This is a genomic window from Cellulomonas sp. 73-92 (assembly GCF_001898175.1).
In the GTDB taxonomy this organism is placed as follows: Bacteria; Actinomycetota; Actinomycetes; order Actinomycetales; family Cellulomonadaceae; genus Cellulomonas.
Genome location: NZ_MKTH01000012.1, coordinates 169,123 through 184,498 on the forward strand (window position 1 = coordinate 169,123; position 15,376 = coordinate 184,498).

A 15,376-nucleotide genomic window follows, 5' to 3' on the forward strand; every position below is an offset into this window, starting at 1 on the left:
GGGTCGAGGGGGACCGTTCGCCTGCCGATGACACCGGGAAGGCCGTCCAGGTGGGGCGACTCGCGCGCCACCACCGGGACGGGACCGCCGACGGAAGGACCAGCGTGACGCAGGCCGTGCCCCCTCGCGCGCAGCGGCGCGCGGTCGGACGGCTCGCGCGGGTCACGGCCCAGGCGCTGGTGCTGGCGCTGGTCGCGGCGTCGACCACCGCGTTCGCGGTGCTCCACAAGCGCGTCGAGGTCGACGTGGACGGCACCACCGTGCAGGTCGACGCGTTCGGCCGCACCGTGGCGGACGTGCTCGCGGCGGCCCACGTCAGCGTCGGTCCCGACGACGTCGTCGCGCCCGAGCAGGCATCCCCGATCGCCGCAGGCGGGCTTGTCGTCGTGCGCCACAGCCGAGAGCTGACCCTGGACATCGACGGCCAGCAGCAGCAGATCTGGACCACCGCCCTGACCGTCGGCGAGGCCGTGGAGGGGCTCGGGCTGCGCGACAACGTGCGCTTGTCGGCCTCCCGCTCCGAGCGGCTGGACGCCCGGGTGCTGCGGGTCTCCACGCAGAAGACCATCCACCTCGCGGTCGACGGCCAGGTGATCGACGGGGTGACGAGCGCCGCCACGGTCCGCGACGCGCTCCGGGACATCGGCCTCGTGCTCGACGAGGGCGACCAGGTGTCCGTGCCGCTCGACGCGGCGGCCGTCGACGGGCTCGTCGTCATGGTGACGCGGGCCGCGACGAGCGGGCAGAAGGTCACCGAGGCGGTGCCGTTCGACACGCAGCAGATCGACGACCCGACGCTCGTCTCCGGCACGACGAAGGTGAAGGTCGCCGGCCGGGCGGGCGTGCGGACGACGACGTACGACGTGCAGGTGGTCGGGGGCGTCGTCGTCTCCCGCACGCAGCTGAGCAGCGTGCTCACCTCGCCGCCCGTGACGCAGGTGGTGCTCCTCGGCACCAAGCCCCTGCCGAACCCCGCGCTCGTCGCCGTCGCACCGGGCACCGCGCAGGCGCTCGGCAAGGACATGGCCGCGGCGCGGGGCTGGGGTGACAACGAGTTCGCCTGCCTGCTGCAGCTGTGGAACGAGGAGAGCGGCTGGCGCGTCAACGCGCAGAACGTCTACTCCGGCGCCTACGGGATCCCGCAGGCCCTCCCGGGCTCGAAGATGGCCTCGGTCGGGGCCGACTGGCAGACCAACCCCGCGACCCAGATCACGTGGGGCCTGAACTACATCGCAGGCCGGTACGGCACCCCGTGCGGGGCCTACAACCACAAGTCGTCGGCCGGCTGGTACTGACCCGGCACACCGCCGCCGTTTGGTGATCCTGTCACGCTTCGGTTACGGTCCACTGTCGCGCCTGCGTCACGGAACCATCTCGGTCCGTGCCGGAGGGGTGGCCGACGAGCCCCACCGGGCCTCGTCGTGACGGCCGGATCGTAGGTCCGGGACCGGCGTTGGCCCCCCTCCGGGCCTGCCGCCGCGCGTGGCCCCGGCCGTGCCGCGGCACCGCCGGGTGCCCCTCGCGGGGCACGGTTCCCGCACTGCGTGCCCGGGCACTGCGGCGGCTGGAGCCCCATGCGTTTCGCCCACCTGTTCGGTTCCCCCCAGCACACCTCCGACGACGGTTCGGCCGCGGCTCACGCGGCGGACCCGGGGAACCGACGGTGGCGTCGGGTGCTTCCCATCACGGCCGGCGCGGTCGCGCTGGTCCTCGTAGGCGGCGGTGCCGCCTACGCCGCGGCCCACAAGACCGTCACGCTCGACGTGGACGGCAGGACGACGACGGTCTCGACCTTCGCCGGCTCGGTGGACGGCCTGCTGGCCGCCCAGCACGTGACGGTCGCCGACCGCGACGCGGTGTCGCCGACCGGGGCGCTGCAGGACGGTGCACAGGTCGTCGTCCGCCACGCCCACGAGCTCACCGTGCAGCACGACGGCACCCGGGAGCAGGTGTGGACCACCGCGCTGACGGTGGACGAGGCGCTGGCCGACCTGGAGACCCGCGACGGTGCCCACCCGTCGCTCGTCGTCTCGCGCTCCGGCGACCGCGCCCAGCTCGACCTCGAGCTGGCCGTCAGCGGCCCCGTCGACGTCATCGCCGACGGCACCACGCGTACCGTGCCGGACGGGGCGACAGACGTCGCCTCGGCCCTTGCGCAGCTCGGCATCACGCTGCAGCCGCTCGACGCGGTGTCGGTGACGCGGACCGACGCCGGGCGCGTGCAGGTCGTCGTGCAGCGCGTCGTCGAGCAGGACGTGACGACGACGAGCGCCGTGCCCTTCGGCACGCAGACCGTGCAGGACGCCACCGCGTACCGGGGCACGTCGACCGTGCGCCAGGCCGGCACGAACGGCGTGCGCACGGTGGTCGACCACGTCACCACCGTGGACGGCGTCCAGACCGCGCGCGTCAACGTCTCCGACTCCGTCACCACGGCGCCCGTGGACCGGGTCGTGGCGGTGGGCACCAGGGCCAGGCCCGTCACGGCGTCGCCCGTGCCTGCGGCCTCCGGCAGCGCCGCGTCGCTCAACTGGCCCGCCCTCGCGCGGTGCGAGTCCGGTGGCCGGGTCGACGCGGTGTCGGCGAACGGCCTGTACTACGGGCTCTACCAGTTCTCCCTCGGGACGTGGCGAGCGGTGGGCGGCTCCGGGCTGCCGTCGCAGGCCTCCGCGGCCGAGCAGACGGCCCGCGCCCAGGCGTTGTTCACGCGCTCGGGCGCCGGCCAGTGGCCGGTCTGCGGCAAGTACCTGTTCAGCTGATCGGGTGCCTGAGGCGCCGGCGGAGCACCGCCGGCGCCTCACGCGTGCCCTCAGGCGCGCCGGCGGGGGTGGTCCCGGTACCAGTCGCGCCAGATGAGGTGGTGGACGGGGATCCACCGCGGGATCGACCGCAGGCCGGGGATGAACGGCACCAGCACGAGGAGCAGCGTCAGCAGCATCATGAGGCCCCACACCAGGGCGTCCGCGTTGTCCGAGGTGGAGAACGGCGGGATCTGGTACCAGAACGTGTACAGCCACATCCACGGCTGGCCGGGGTAGTTGCCGGTCTCGTTCATCATGCCCCACTGGTCACCGCCGAGGTGGCGCGCCCGCGCCTGGTCCTCGAGGTAGGAGCCGTCGGAGAGCAGCAGCAGCGGACGGGTCTGGTCCGAGGCGTAGAACGTGGTCGACGACGACAGCGCGCCCTCCAGGCCGCCGCTGCCGGCGAGCGTGAGGAACGCCTCGGACATCGTCGGCACGGGGCCGTAGTCGCCCGTGGCGACCTGCTTCGGATCGCCGTCCGGCGCCTTGGACAGGGCGTCGGAGTATGCCGAGGCCCACGTCGTCTGCTGGTCGGCCGACGCCGCGGTCCAGGTGGCCAGGGCGGCGGTGAGGTCCGGGTTGCCGGTGACGTGCGAGAGCGGCGTGACGACGAGGTCCTGCGCCGAGTCGACGGGGATCCGCACGCCGCCCCACTTCTGGAGCGGGAGCGGGCCGAGCATCTGGCCGTCGGCCGCCGTGTTGTAGGGCGGGCCGTACCCGGCGCTCGTCGTGGTCCCGGCGAGCTCGCCGGCCGCGGTCGCGACGACGTCGTTGGGCGCGGCGGCGGCCCAGTCGCTCATGGTCATCGCCTTCTCGTCGGGCGACGAGAAGGCGGCGGCGAGGATCACGGTGAGGATCGTCACCACGACGAGCGCGACGACGAACTCCTTGACCAGGTCGTACGGGCGGGTGGGGAAGCCGTGCGAGTCGGGGGTGCCGGAGGACCGGCGCCGCACAGGCCGCGCGGCGGTGGTGGCGGTCACAGGGCACCCGCCTCCTGGAGGTCGACGTCGTCGGGCCCCTCGGCGTCGATCGGCGGCACGATCCCGTGCCGCCGCACCAGGACGAGGTGCAGGCCGACGATGGCCCCGAGCACCAGCGGCAGCAGCGTGATGTGCCACATGAGCATCTGGCCCGGGTTGAGCACGTTGAAGTAGGCGCCGACGCCGACGGCGTTGAGCCCGTCCTTCGCCTGCGTGCTGATCCACTGGGAGTCGAAGTTCGACTGCGACAGGTACCCGGTGAACGCCGTGCCGATCGAGCCGAGGAAGGCCACGACGCCGGTCATCCAGGTGAGCGCGCGGTTGCCCCGCCACGCGGCCATCCAGAACTTCCCCCAGAGGTGGATGACCATGAAGGCGAAGAACAGCTCCACGCTCCACAGGTGCAGCGAGTTGACGAAGTGCCCGGTGCGCGACACGTGCCACCAGGCCACGCCGCCGACGGCAAGCAGCACACCGGTGGCGACGACGACGAGGAGCGCCGCGACGGTGAGGATGCCGAACACGTAGATCCACGACGACATGTAGGCCGGCTGCCGGTCGGGCAGCGCCTGCCCCGGCGGGACGATGCGCGTGATGCGGTCGCGGGTGCGGACGGTCCAGCTGCCCGCGGGGGTGGGCTCCCCGCCTGCGCTCGCGGCGGTCACGAGTCGCCGCCGCGCCCACCGCGCCGGCCCCGCCCCGGGAAGGGCAGGAGGATCGCGAGGGCGAAGACGACGATCATCGCGACGATGATGATCGCGTTGGTGAGGGAGATCTGGATCACGCCGGAATCGATGTACCGCCCGCCGGAGTCCATGAGCACGACGCCGTTGCGCATGTGTCACCTCGACTGCTCGAACCACCCTCTGACCTGGGGTGGCGTGGATGAACTGACGCGGGCGCCGGCAGCCGGGCACGCGCTCCCCGCGTCCGTCGGTGGACCCGACCGCAGTGTCGGCGCGCAGTCTGTGTCGAGCCTGTGAGTTTTGGCGACCGGGTCGGGCGGCCCGGCCCGGCGGCGTGCCGGCCGGCGGCCCGCTAGCCTGCACACCCGTGACGGTGGAGCTGCTCGGCCCGGCGGAGATCCGCGAGCTGGCGGCGCACGCCGGGGTGCGCCCGACGAAGACGCTCGGTCAGAACTTCGTGCTCGACGCGGGCACCGTGCGCAAGATCGTCCGGCAGGCGGGCGTCGCGCCCGGGGAGACCGTCGTCGAGGTCGGCCCCGGGCTGGGGTCCCTCACGCTCGGCCTGCTCGAGGCCGAGGCGGACGTCGTGGCCGTGGAGATCGACCCGGTACTGGCGCGCCTGCTCCCGGTGACCGTGGCCGCGCACGTCCCGGGCCTCGCCGTCGACCCCGGTCCCGGCGCGCCCGACGAGCTCGTCGGCCAGGACGCGCAGCTGGTCGCCGTGCTGCGGGACGCCGGCGGCCGCGCCCGGCTGCAGGTGGTGCTGGCCGACGCCCTCGACCTGACCGCGCTGCCGGGCGCGCAACCCACCGCACTCGTCGCGAACCTCCCGTACAACGTCTCGGTCCCCGTGCTCCTGTCGTTCCTCGAGCGCTTCGACTCCCTGGGCCGCGCGCTCGTCATGGTCCAGGCCGAGGTGGCCGACCGGCTCGCCGCCCCGCCCGGGAGCCGCACGTACGGCGTCCCGTCGGTGAAGGCCGCCTGGTACGCCGCGGCGCGACGCACGGCGACGGTGGGACGGGCGGTGTTCTGGCCGGTCCCGAACGTCGACTCCGCGCTGGTGCGGCTCGACCGGCGGGAACCGCCGGAGACGTCCGCGAGCCGCCGGGCGGTGTTCGCCGTGGTCGACGCCGCCTTCGGGCAGCGCCGCAAGACGCTGCGCCAGGCGCTCGCGGCGCTGGCCGGCTCGCCGGCCGCCGCCGAGGACGCGCTGCGTGCCGCCGGGGTCGACCCGGGGGCGCGCGGCGAGGCGGTGGACGTCCGCGGGTTCGCGCGCATCGCGGAGCACCTTGCGCCCGCCGACCTGGCACAGTGAGCACGTGACGCTCACCCCGGTCGACGCGCTCCCGTCGCGAGAGGTGCGCGTGCGCGCGCCGGGGAAGGTCAACCTGTCGCTGCGCGTCGGAGCACGCCAGCCCGACGGGTACCACCCCGTGTCCACCGTGTTCCAGGCGGTGTCGGTCTACGAGGAGGTCGTCGCCTCGCCGCACGAGGGGATACTCGTCACGGTCGGCGGCCCGCAGTCGGACGCGGTGCCCACCGACGACTCCAACCTCGCGGTGCGCGCCGCCCGGCTGCTGGCCGAGCGCACCGGGGTGGTCGACGACGTCCACCTGCACCTGGTCAAGGGTGTCCCGGTCGCGGGCGGGATGGCCGGCGGCTCCGCCGACGCGGCGGCCGCGCTCGTGGCGTGCGACGCGCTGTGGAGCACCGGGCTGAGCCGCGACGACCTGGCCCGCCTCGCCGCCTCGCTCGGCGCCGACGTGCCGTTCCTGCTGACCGGGCACACCGCCGTCGGCGCGGGGCGGGGCGACCTGCTGACCCCCGCCCTCACCCGCGGCGAGTTCCACTGGGCGTTCGCGGTACGTGACCAGGGCCTGTCGACCGCGGCCGTGTACGCGGCGTTCGACGCGCGTCATCGCGACGCCCCGCCGCCCGCGCCGAGCGACGCCGACGACGTGCCGCTCATGCAGGCGCTGCTCGCCGGCGACGCGGTGGCGCTCGGCCGCGCCCTGCACAACGACCTGCAGCCCGCCGCCCTCGACCTCGCCCCGGACCTCGCCGAGCCGCTGCAGGTGGCCCGCGACGCGGGCGCGCTCGGCGTCGTCGTCTCCGGCTCCGGCCCCACGGTGGCCGCGCTCGCCCGCAACCGGCAGCACGCGCTCGTCGTCGCGGCCGCCTTCACGGCGGCCGGTGTCGCGGACCGCGTCCTCACCGCCGTCGGCCCCGTCGCGGGCGCTCGTGTGGTGAGCAACGGCGACTGAGGCGCGAGGCCGCCCTGCGACGCGGAGCCCAAATGCCCTGGACGCCACCCCCCGAAATCTGATATCAGTTTTCGTGCGCCGCCGGGGGGCGGCACTTGGGAGGAACCATGCTGGAGCTGACCGGCGTCAGTCGCTCGTTCGGCGACGTGCGCGCCCTGGACGGCGTGAGCTTTTCGGTGGGACGCGGCCGCCTGACCGGCTTCGTCGGCGGCAACGGCGCCGGCAAGACGACGGCGATGCGCATCATCCTCGGCGTGCTGAGCGCCGACGCCGGCTCCGTGTCCATCGACGGCCGCCCGCTCGACGCGGCGACGCGCCGCACGTTCGGGTACATGCCGGAGGAGCGCGGCCTGTACCCGCGGATGAAGGTGGCCGAGCAGCTGGCCTACCTCGCCCGGCTGCACGGGTTCGACCGGGCCGGCGCCGAGCGCCGCGCCCGCGAGCTGCTCACGCGGCTCGACCTCGCCCCGCGGGCCGACGACCGCCTCGACACCCTCTCGCTCGGCAACCAGCAGCGCGCGCAGATCGCGGCCGCGCTCGTCCACGAGCCGAGCCTCCTGGTGCTCGACGAACCCTTCTCGGGCCTCGACCCGATCGCCGTCGACACGGTGGTGAACGTGCTGAGCGAGCGCGCGCACGCCGGGGCGCCCGTGCTCTTCTCGAGCCACCAGCTCGACGTCGTCGAGCGGCTGTGCGACGACGTGGTCATCATCGCCGGCGGCCGGATCGTCGCCGCCGGCGACCGGGAGGAGCTCCGGGCCCAGTACAGCGAGCCGCGGCACCGGCTGCGGGCACCCGGTGCCGTCGACTGGCTCGCAGGCGTGCCGGGAGTCGTGGTCATCGAGCGGTCGGAGGGGGAGGTGCTGTTCGAGGCCGACGACGCCGCGGCGCAGCGCGTGCTCACGGAGGCCGTCGCCCGAGGGCCGGTCGCCGAGTTCTCGCCGGTGCGGCCGAGCCTCGCCGAGATCTTCCGCGAGGTCATCCGCGACGAGGCGCCGCGCACCGCGACCGGCACGGCGGTGGCGGCATGAGCGCGCCCACGTCGACCACCTCGCCCGCCCGGCTCGCCCTGCTGGTCGCGGAGCGCGAGGTCACCACCCAGCTGCGCAGCCGCGCGTTCGTGGTCTCCACGATCATCCTGCTGGTCGGCATCCTCGCCGGGATCGTCGTCGGCTCCGTGCTGTCCAAGCGGGACACCTCACCCGCGACCGGGTCCGCGACGCAGCGGGTCGCGGTGGTCCCGGCGACGGCCGGCGACCTGCAGGGTCTGCCCGGCTTCACGGCCGTGCCGGTGGCCGACGACGCCGCCGCGCGTGCCGCGGTCCAGGACGGCACCGTCGCCGCCGCGCTCCTGCCCGGCACGCCGGTGCGTGTCGTCGGCCGTGACGGCCCACCCGGCGCCCTCGTGGCGGCGCTCACCCGCGCCCCCGCCGTCGAGGTGCTCAACCCCGCCGCGCAGAGCGAGGCCGTGCGCTACCTCGTGCCGTTCGCCTTCGGCATGGTGTTCCTCATCGTCGTCATGGTGTTCGGCCAGACGATCGCCCAGAACACGATCATCGAGAAGCAGACGCGCGTCGTCGAGGTGCTCCTGGCGGCCGTGCCCGCCCGCGTGCTCATGGCCGGCAAGGTGGCGGGCAGCAGCGTGCTGGCGCTCGGCCAGGCGGCCGCCATGGCGCTCGTCGCGCTCCTCGGGCTCAAGCTGACCGGGCAGGACCACCTCATCTCGCTCGTCGGCGCGCCCGTCGGGTGGTTCGTCGTCTTCTTCGTCGTCGGCTTCGTGCTCTTCGCCGCGATGTTCGCGGCCGCCGCCTCGCTCGTCTCCCGCGTCGAGGACTCCGGGCCCGTGATCATGCCGATCACGATCCTCGGCCTCATCCCCTTCTACCTGGTGATCTACGGCAGCGGGAGCCCCGTGCTCATGCGGGTGCTGTCCTACGTGCCGTTCAGCGCGGTGATGGGCATGCCCGTGCGCATCTACCTCGGCGACGCCGCATGGTGGGAGCCGGTGGCCTCGCTCGTCGTGCTCGCCGCGACGACGGCCGGCGTCGTGGCCCTCGCGGCCCTCGTCTACGAGCGCTCGGTGCTGCGGACGGGTGCCCGCGTCCGGCTGGGGGAGGTGCTGGGGCGCCGCGCCACCGCATGAGCGGTGGGCGGACGGCGGCGCCGGGTGCGGCCGGCGCCCGGTAGCCTTGCCTGCCGTGGCGCAGAAGGTCGTTCCCGCTCGTGGCATGCGTGACGTCCTCCCCGCGGAGAAGCAGACCCGCGAACGGGTGCTGAGCACGCTGCGCGCCACCTACCGCCGCTTCGGGTTCTCCGAGATCGAGACGCCGGCCATCGAGCCGCTCTCGCGCCTGCGCTCCAACCAGGGCGGCGAGAACGAGTCGATGCTCTTCGAGATCCTCCGGCGCGGCCTGGAGCCCGACGAGGCGGTCACGCCCGCCGACGCCACCGACCTCGCGCTGCGCTACGACCTCACCGTGCCCCTCACCCGGTACTACGCGTCGCACCAGGCGGAGCTGCCCGAGGTGTTCCGGGCGCTGCAGGCCGGCTCGGTGTGGCGCGCGGAGCGGCCGCAGAAGGGGCGCTTCCGGCAGTTCACGCAGGTGGACATCGACATCCTCGGCGAGCCGTCGTACCTCGCCGAGGTGGACCTCCTGGTCGCGACCCTCACCGCCTTCGCGGACCTGGGGATGGCCGACGACGTCACGCTGCTCGTCAACGACCGGCGCACGCTCACCGACCTCCTCGCGGCGGCCGGGTTCGAGGGGGCGACGGTCCCCGACGCGCTCATCGCGCTGGACAAGCTCGACAAGATCGGTCCGGACGCGGTGGCCGACGAGCTCGTCGCTCTCGGCGCACCGGCCGGGGTCCGGGGCGTCCTCGACACCGTCCTGGCCGTGCGCGACGACGCGGAGGCGGCCCTGGCATCGGGCACGTTGTCGCTGCCCGGCCTCGGCGAGGTGTCGCTCTACGACCTGCCGGCGATCGTCGCCGCGGTCCGCACCGTGCTCCCGGAGGCCCGCGTCACGCTGGACCCGTCCCTGGTGCGCGGCATGGGCTACTACACCGGCCCGATCTTCGAGGTGAAGCACGCCCGGGTCGGCTCGTCGGTCGCCGGTGGCGGGCGGTACGACGGCGTCGTCGGCAAGTGGCTCGGCCGCGACGTGCCGGCCGCCGGGTTCTCCATCGGGTTCGAGCGGATCATCGACCTCGTCGCGCCGGAGCCCGAGGCCGGGCTGCGGGTGGCGCTGCTGTACGGCGACGGCGTGGACGTCGCCGAGCTGATGCTGACGCGGGGGCGGCTGCAGGCGGACGGCGCCGACGTGGTGCTGGTGCGCGCCCCGCGCAAGCCGAGCGCCCGGTTCTTCGAGGGGCTCGTCGAGCAGGGCCTGACGCACGTGGCCGACGCCGAGGACGGCGGCACGGCGCACGTGCGGTCCCTCGGCGGCTGATGGCCCACCTCCTCGGCGCCGACCGCGTGAGCGTCGCGCTCGGCACCCGCACCATCCTCGACGGGATCTCGCTCGGGCTGGACGACGGCGCACGCGTCGGCGTCGTCGGCCCCAACGGCGCCGGCAAGTCGACGTTGCTGCGCGTCCTGGCCGGCCTGCAGGCGCCCGACGACGGCCGCGTCACCCGCGCCGGCGGCGTGCGCGTCGGGGTGCTCGACCAGCGCGACGTGCTGCCCGACGGCACGGTCCTCGACGCGATCCACCCCGGTGCCGACACCCACGAGTGGGCGGCCGACCCGCGCATCCGGGCCGTCCACGACGGCCTGCTGCCGGACGTCCCGCTCGACGCCACCGTGGAGACCCTCTCGGGCGGCCAGCGCCGCCGCGTCGCGCTGGCGGCCCTCCTGGTCGGGGACGACGAGGTGCTCCTGCTGGACGAGGCGAGTACGGAGGAGGGGGGTAGACGGGACCTACCTCATGTCCGTGGAGAACAACGCAGCGGTTGTGGGACCGGCTCGGTCCATCGAAGCCCTCTTGTACGGGCGGGCGTCGAAGGACCGTCACAAGCTCATGCGGTCGATCGGCGATCAGATCGAGGAGTGCCGGTCATGGTGCGTGCCACTCAGCTGGCGGGTGGCGAAGGTCGTCACCGACGCCGACCGTTCGGCATCTCAGTGGCGACGCAAGGAGCGCGAGGGCTTCGAGGAAGCCATTGAGTTGATCAAGTCCGGCCGGTACGGCGGATTCGTCACGTGGGAGCCGTCGCGGGCTGGGCGGGACATGGCGATCTACGTGCAGTTGCGCGCCGCGTGCCAGCAGGCCGGCGTGCTGTATCTGACCCACGGTCGTGTCTACGACTTCTCGCGCTCAGATGACGCGTTCATGCTTGGCTTCGAGTTCCTGCGGGCCGAGGCGGACGCCAACACGATGCACGAGCGTCAGCTGCGCACGGCGCGTCTGAACGCGGAGAAGGGTCGACCGCATGGGCGGCTGCCGTACGGCTACCGCCGGATCTACGACGAGCACACGGGCGCGCTGATCAGGCAGGAGCCGGACCCGCACACCGGTGAACTGGTGAGGTGGATGGTTCGCGAGGTGCTTGCCGGCGTTCCGGTACTCACGGTCGCGAACACCTTGCAGGACCAGGGTGAGCCGACACCGCAGGGGCCACGGAAAGACAGCGTGCCGCGGGGTTGGCTGACAATGACCGTGAAGCAGGTCCTGCGCAACCCCACGATCGCCGGCCAGCGGGTGTACCGCGGGCAAGTGGTGGGGGAGGCCGCCTGGGAGCCGCTGATCTCCATTGAGGACTTCACCCGTCTGCAGCGGATCCTGTTCGACCCCTCGCGCCGGGTGCATGTGTCAGACGGGGTGACCCCCAAGGGGTTGTTGTCGCACATCGCCAGGTGCCATTACTGCGGCCGGCCACTGACGCGCACAACCTTCAAGGCTCGCGGCCGGGCGCCGGTACAGCCGCGCATCCCGAAGTACCACTGCCGGTTCCGCGGCTGCTACAAGGTTGTCATCGCGGCCGGCTGGGTCGACCAGCTTGTCAGCGAGACCGCGGTTGCTTGGTTCAGCAGGCAGGAGAACATCGCGATGCTGACCGCCGAGGGCGAGGACTGGGCGGCACGCTCGACACAGGCCGAGCTCAGGGTGGTTGAGCTGCAGACCCGGCTCGACGAGGCGGCCGACCAGTACGCGGCTGGTGCAGTCACGCTCGCGACCCTGTCACGGGTTGAAGCGACGCTGCGGCCCCAGATCGAGCAGGCACAACGGGCGGCGGTGCCACCAGTTGGCGACGACGGCATCCGTGCCCTGGTGACCGCCGACGACATCCGGGCCGCCTGGGAGGCCACGGACCTGCGGGAGAAGCGTCGGATCCTCAAGGCGGTGTTCGAGATCCGGATAACGAAGGCTCCACGCCTGGGGTCCCGCACTATGCAGCCTGAGCGTGTCCTGATCACTCCCCGGGTCCAGCACGCCACCCGGCCAACCAGCGAGGCGCCGCTTGGCACACAGTGAGCACGCTCGCGGGCCCTTGGGCTGTAGTGGGTCTCGCAAACCGTGGTTGCTGCCGGTTCATCCACCGCACCCGGTGACACTAGGTTGTGGTCGCGGGCATGGTGCACGTTGGCGGAGCCGTGGCAAGGACTGCCTTCACCAAGGCGGCCTGCTCGCTTCGCAACGGCGGGAAAGACTGGGCGCGAGTGTGGGCCACGACGCGGATCCGCGCTGCGTCGGTGTCCTCACGGTCGCCACTGTTGTTCGAGTGCAGTTCAGTCATCGCAGGTGTCCGCCCCGTCGACGAGCGCGTCTTGTTCAGTGCGACGCGCGGTGACCTGTTCACCGACGAAGGCGAGGAAGTCCTCGATGCGGTCGTCGTTGCCTTGCTCGTGGTGGTCGGCTGGTCTGGGGCGACGGCGGCCTGCCGGGCAGCCGGCGCACTAGTGATCGTCATGGATGTCCCCTTCTGGACTGGGTCGCGCCGGGTGGGCGGCTCCGCCCATCAGGACCGTTTCGAGGTGCCGGTGGCTCGGAAGTAAGGTGCGAACCGGCGTCAGGAATCCGTGACGAGCCTGGAGCGCGCCCATGGCCTGCATCGCCCGCCACAGCGAGCGGCAGTGCGGCGTCGACCATGCTGAGCCGCGGCCGCCGCACCGTGCGAGACCGGCTGGTCGACGCAGTTGTCGCAGCGGCTCGTCGCGGCGGTCATCGCCCTGCCGGCCCGGCCCAGGACCCGCGATCACAGATGGTGGGGTGGCGGGTGATGGCCGCGGACTTCCGGACTGCCGCCGGAGCGGCCCTGTCGCCTGTGCGTGACGCTCCCAGGCACTGCGGACCGGCTGGGCTGCTGGTCCAGTTGCAGCTCGACGGACCGGCAGCGGCCCGCACGCCCGCCGTGCAGGCGACGCTACGTGTTTGAACAGCACCCGTCCATCGCGTCCCTGTGCTGGCCGGCGACGACCCAGCAGGCGTGGTTGGAGCTTTCCGCTGTGCCCCTACCTGGTCGGGGTGCACGGCTCGGGGTATTCGTGGCGTCGCTGGCGGCGCAGGCAGTCGGTGGCGCACGTTGGCGACGACGATCGGTTTCGTGCCCGCCGGGGTAGCGGGAGTCTTGAGCCCCTGATCTAGTCGTCCATCCGGGTGGGGATCGCCGACCAGCAGGATGTGATGGACTGGCTGAGCCGGCGGTTCTTGTGGTCAGTCGTCGGTCAGATCGATGTACTGCTGGGGCTCGAAGGTCGCCTGTACAGCGTCGGCTGGCGGGGAGGGACGCGGCTGGGCTGGCTCGAGAGCGGGAGCGTCGCCGTGCTTGGTGACCTCGATCACCACCGAGTCCCACTCGTGCAACAAGGTGCCCGGTGCTGGTTGCTGTCGCACGATGTAGTGCAGGCCGGGCCAGGCCAGCGCGGCGATCGGCGGCCCATCCGGGTCGCGGTTCGCCAAGGCGACACCCGCCTTGTGTGCCACCTCCCGGCCGACGCGGAAGGTCAGGCCTACCACGTCCGGAACCGTCACGACCCGCCGCGCGATGCGATCGCCCATGCCCTCGATCGTAGGCTGGCTACATCCCCACGACCATGGCTGTGGGCGGCGGCCCGTGACCTGCTGGTCGGCCGCTGACGTCATGAGGTTGCCTCTGCGCGCCCGGATCAGTTGCCTCGTGCCGCGCACCCGGGCGCCGGGTCGGGCACCAGTCGCGCTCCCGTGGGCTGCGTCGACCGCGTTGGTGGCCGCCTGCTCGATGCTGACTCGCCGGAACATGTGCCGCCGGCGGCGCGCAGTCGCCGCGCGCTCAGGCGCGCACGGTCCGGACCAGGTCTCGTCGCACGTCGAGTACGACTATGCCGGCGCCCGGGGTGTCCACCAGAGCGGACGGCTCGACCGGGAGAATTCGGACCCGGGAGGACAGTAGACCGAGGGTGGGGAGCGTCTGCGCCGAGCCTCTGGACGCGGGGGTAGCAGGTCTGCCACCGGGATCTCCGAGCGTGCAGGAGTGAGGACACGGCTCCGCGTGAACGTCCAGGGTGTGACCGCCGTCCGATCACCGTCCAGTCCGCGGCCGGTCACCATCTGCGAGAATCGCCGCCGTGACGCTCGCCTCCCGCTCGGTCGTCACGGCAGCGGTGGCGGCTGCGATCGCCCTGGCCGGGTACCTGCATCCCGTCGCACTCCTCGCGGTGGCGGCGGCGCTGGTGCTCGTCGTCGCCGTCGGATGGCCGGAGCTGGCCGGGCTGCCGTTCGTGCCGGGCTCGGCGGCCGTCGTCGGGATGACCGGCGTCGCGGCCGTGTTCGCGGTCCGCTACGGCGGCACCGGGCTGTCGGGGCTCGCCGTCGTCCTCGCGTGCGCGCTCATGGTGTCGTTCGTCAACGAGCTGCTGCGCCGCGACGGTCGCATCCGGATGGTCGAGTCCGTGTCCGGCACGGTGGCTGGCGGCGTGCTCTCGCTGTCCACGGCGGGCTGGGTGGCGGCCGAGGCGCTCGCGGGCGGCGAGGCGATCGTCGTCGCCGGTGCGCTCGCGCTTGCGGTCGGCTCGGCGGTCGCGGCGTTCGAGGTGCCGCGCTGGGTGAGCGCGCTGCTGACCGCCGTGTCGGCCACGGCGGCCGGCGCGGCGGCGGGCTGGGTGCTGCCGACGATCAGCCTGCAGGCCGGCGTGCTGCTCGGCGTGGCGGTCGGCGTGCTGGTCGCCTCGCTCGACGCGCTGTTCGACTCGCTCGTCGAGCTCAAGCGGGTGCTGCCGTCGCTGTCCGCCGCCGCGCTGCCGGTCGCGGTGAGCGGCGCCGTGGTCTACGTCGTCGGACGGGTGCTCGTCGGCTGAGCTAGTTCGGCTCGGCGAGGTGGTCGCGGAGATACGCGCCCGCATCCCGCTGGTCGGCTTCCCGTAGTGCGACGCGGATCAGGACCTCGGCGATCTTCTCCGGATCGATCTCGGTACAGCGTGTGGCTCGAACGCGTAGGCGCCGCTCGGGAGGCAGCTGCCCTGTCTTCTTCCGGTAGTGGCGGACCACTACTGGACCGTACGCGGCGGGTCGTCGATGAGCGCGTCTTGTTCGACGCGGCGCGCGGTGACCTGTTCGTCGACGAAGGTGCGGAAGTCCTCGATGCGGTCGGTGACGGGCTGTTCAGCCCGGATCCGCTGATGAGGTCGCGGTCATGGGCGGGTCGTGAGACGCGAATGCCCTTCT

Annotated in this window: 15 protein-coding genes and 2 pseudogenes; 11 read left to right on the top strand and 6 right to left on the bottom strand. The window is 73.1% G+C overall.

Annotated features, from left to right (window positions below):
* Positions 1-104: 104 nt before the first annotated feature.
* A complete protein-coding gene (locus tag BGO37_RS06570) occupies positions 105-1,295 on the top strand; it encodes a ubiquitin-like domain-containing protein (RefSeq protein WP_291753278.1) in 1,191 nt (396 codons plus the stop codon).
* Between the two features lie 378 nt (positions 1,296-1,673).
* Entirely contained in the window at positions 1,674-2,759 is a 1,086-nt protein-coding gene (locus BGO37_RS06575; RefSeq protein ID WP_291753279.1) for a resuscitation-promoting factor, read from the top strand.
* Between the two features lie 50 nt (positions 2,760-2,809).
* Here the strand turns inward: BGO37_RS06575 and BGO37_RS06580 are convergent, their stop codons facing one another.
* The 3 genes from BGO37_RS06580 to BGO37_RS06590 are packed head-to-tail and all read right to left on the bottom strand — an operon-like array spanning position 2,810 to position 4,622.
* Positions 2,810-3,784, bottom strand: coding sequence for a hypothetical protein (locus BGO37_RS06580; protein ID WP_291753280.1), 975 nt, complete (start codon positions 3,782-3,784; stop codon positions 2,810-2,812).
* On the bottom strand, positions 3,781-4,449 hold the full coding sequence (locus BGO37_RS06585) for a cytochrome b N-terminal domain-containing protein (protein ID WP_291753282.1): 669 nt from the start codon (positions 4,447-4,449) through the stop codon (positions 3,781-3,783). The genes BGO37_RS06580 and BGO37_RS06585 overlap by 4 nt, the downstream gene beginning before the upstream one ends.
* Positions 4,446-4,622: a hypothetical protein gene (locus BGO37_RS06590; protein WP_291753285.1), complete on the bottom strand. Its 177-nt coding sequence runs from the start codon at positions 4,620-4,622 to the stop codon at positions 4,446-4,448. Before BGO37_RS06590 ends, BGO37_RS06585 begins: the two co-directional genes overlap by 4 nt.
* Positions 4,623-4,837: 215 nt before the next feature.
* Here BGO37_RS06590 and BGO37_RS06595 point away from each other — a divergent pair, with 215 nt between their 5' ends.
* The 8 genes and pseudogenes from BGO37_RS06595 (at position 4,838) to BGO37_RS06630 (ending at position 12,732) form a co-directional block, all read left to right on the top strand.
* Entirely contained in the window at positions 4,838-5,785 is a 948-nt protein-coding gene (locus tag BGO37_RS06595) for an rRNA adenine dimethyltransferase family protein (RefSeq protein ID WP_291753287.1), read from the top strand.
* 4 nt (positions 5,786-5,789) lie between these two features.
* Positions 5,790-6,734, top strand: coding sequence for a 4-(cytidine 5'-diphospho)-2-C-methyl-D-erythritol kinase (locus BGO37_RS06600; protein WP_291753289.1), 945 nt, complete (start codon positions 5,790-5,792; stop codon positions 6,732-6,734).
* A gap of 107 nt (positions 6,735-6,841) precedes the next feature.
* Positions 6,842-7,765: an ABC transporter ATP-binding protein gene (locus BGO37_RS06605; RefSeq protein ID WP_291753290.1), complete on the top strand. Its 924-nt coding sequence runs from the start codon at positions 6,842-6,844 to the stop codon at positions 7,763-7,765.
* Complete coding sequence (locus BGO37_RS06610) at positions 7,762-8,877, top strand: ABC transporter permease (RefSeq protein WP_291753292.1); 1,116 nt, start codon at positions 7,762-7,764, stop codon at positions 8,875-8,877. The genes BGO37_RS06605 and BGO37_RS06610 overlap by 4 nt, the downstream gene beginning before the upstream one ends.
* An 85-nt stretch (positions 8,878-8,962) precedes the next feature.
* Positions 8,963-10,186: an ATP phosphoribosyltransferase regulatory subunit gene (locus tag BGO37_RS06615; protein WP_291753293.1), complete on the top strand. Its 1,224-nt coding sequence runs from the start codon at positions 8,963-8,965 to the stop codon at positions 10,184-10,186.
* Positions 10,186-10,632, top strand: a pseudogene (locus tag BGO37_RS06620) (ATP-binding cassette domain-containing protein); the annotation flags it as partial. The gene BGO37_RS06615 and the pseudogene BGO37_RS06620, both read left to right, overlap by 1 nt.
* A 124-nt stretch (positions 10,633-10,756) precedes the next feature.
* The gene (locus tag BGO37_RS06625) at positions 10,757-12,211 is read left to right on the top strand and encodes a recombinase family protein (RefSeq protein WP_291753295.1); all 1,455 of its coding nucleotides are present in this window, start codon (positions 10,757-10,759) and stop codon (positions 12,209-12,211) included.
* Positions 12,212-12,309: 98 nt separating this feature from the next.
* Positions 12,310-12,732 (top strand): hypothetical protein, encoded by a 423-nt coding sequence (locus BGO37_RS06630; RefSeq protein WP_291753296.1) that lies wholly within the window; start codon positions 12,310-12,312, stop codon positions 12,730-12,732.
* Between the two features lie 658 nt (positions 12,733-13,390).
* Here BGO37_RS06630 and BGO37_RS06635 read toward each other — a convergent pair.
* Both BGO37_RS06635 and BGO37_RS06640 read right to left on the bottom strand, forming a co-directional pair.
* Positions 13,391-13,735: a PASTA domain-containing protein gene (locus tag BGO37_RS06635; protein WP_291753297.1), complete on the bottom strand. Its 345-nt coding sequence runs from the start codon at positions 13,733-13,735 to the stop codon at positions 13,391-13,393.
* 224 nt (positions 13,736-13,959) lie between these two features.
* Positions 13,960-14,150: pseudogene (locus BGO37_RS06640) on the bottom strand (DNA-binding response regulator); the annotation flags it as partial.
* 130 nt (positions 14,151-14,280) lie between these two features.
* On the opposite strand from BGO37_RS06640, the gene BGO37_RS06645 reads away from it, so the two are divergent.
* On the top strand, positions 14,281-15,009 hold the full coding sequence (locus BGO37_RS06645) for a hypothetical protein (protein ID WP_291753299.1): 729 nt from the start codon (positions 14,281-14,283) through the stop codon (positions 15,007-15,009).
* A 1-nt stretch (position 15,010) separates the two neighbouring features.
* Here BGO37_RS06645 and BGO37_RS06650 read toward each other — a convergent pair whose 3' ends face one another.
* Positions 15,011-15,199 (bottom strand): hypothetical protein, encoded by a 189-nt coding sequence (locus BGO37_RS06650; protein WP_291753300.1) that lies wholly within the window; start codon positions 15,197-15,199, stop codon positions 15,011-15,013.
* Positions 15,200-15,376: the final 177 nt, after the last annotated feature.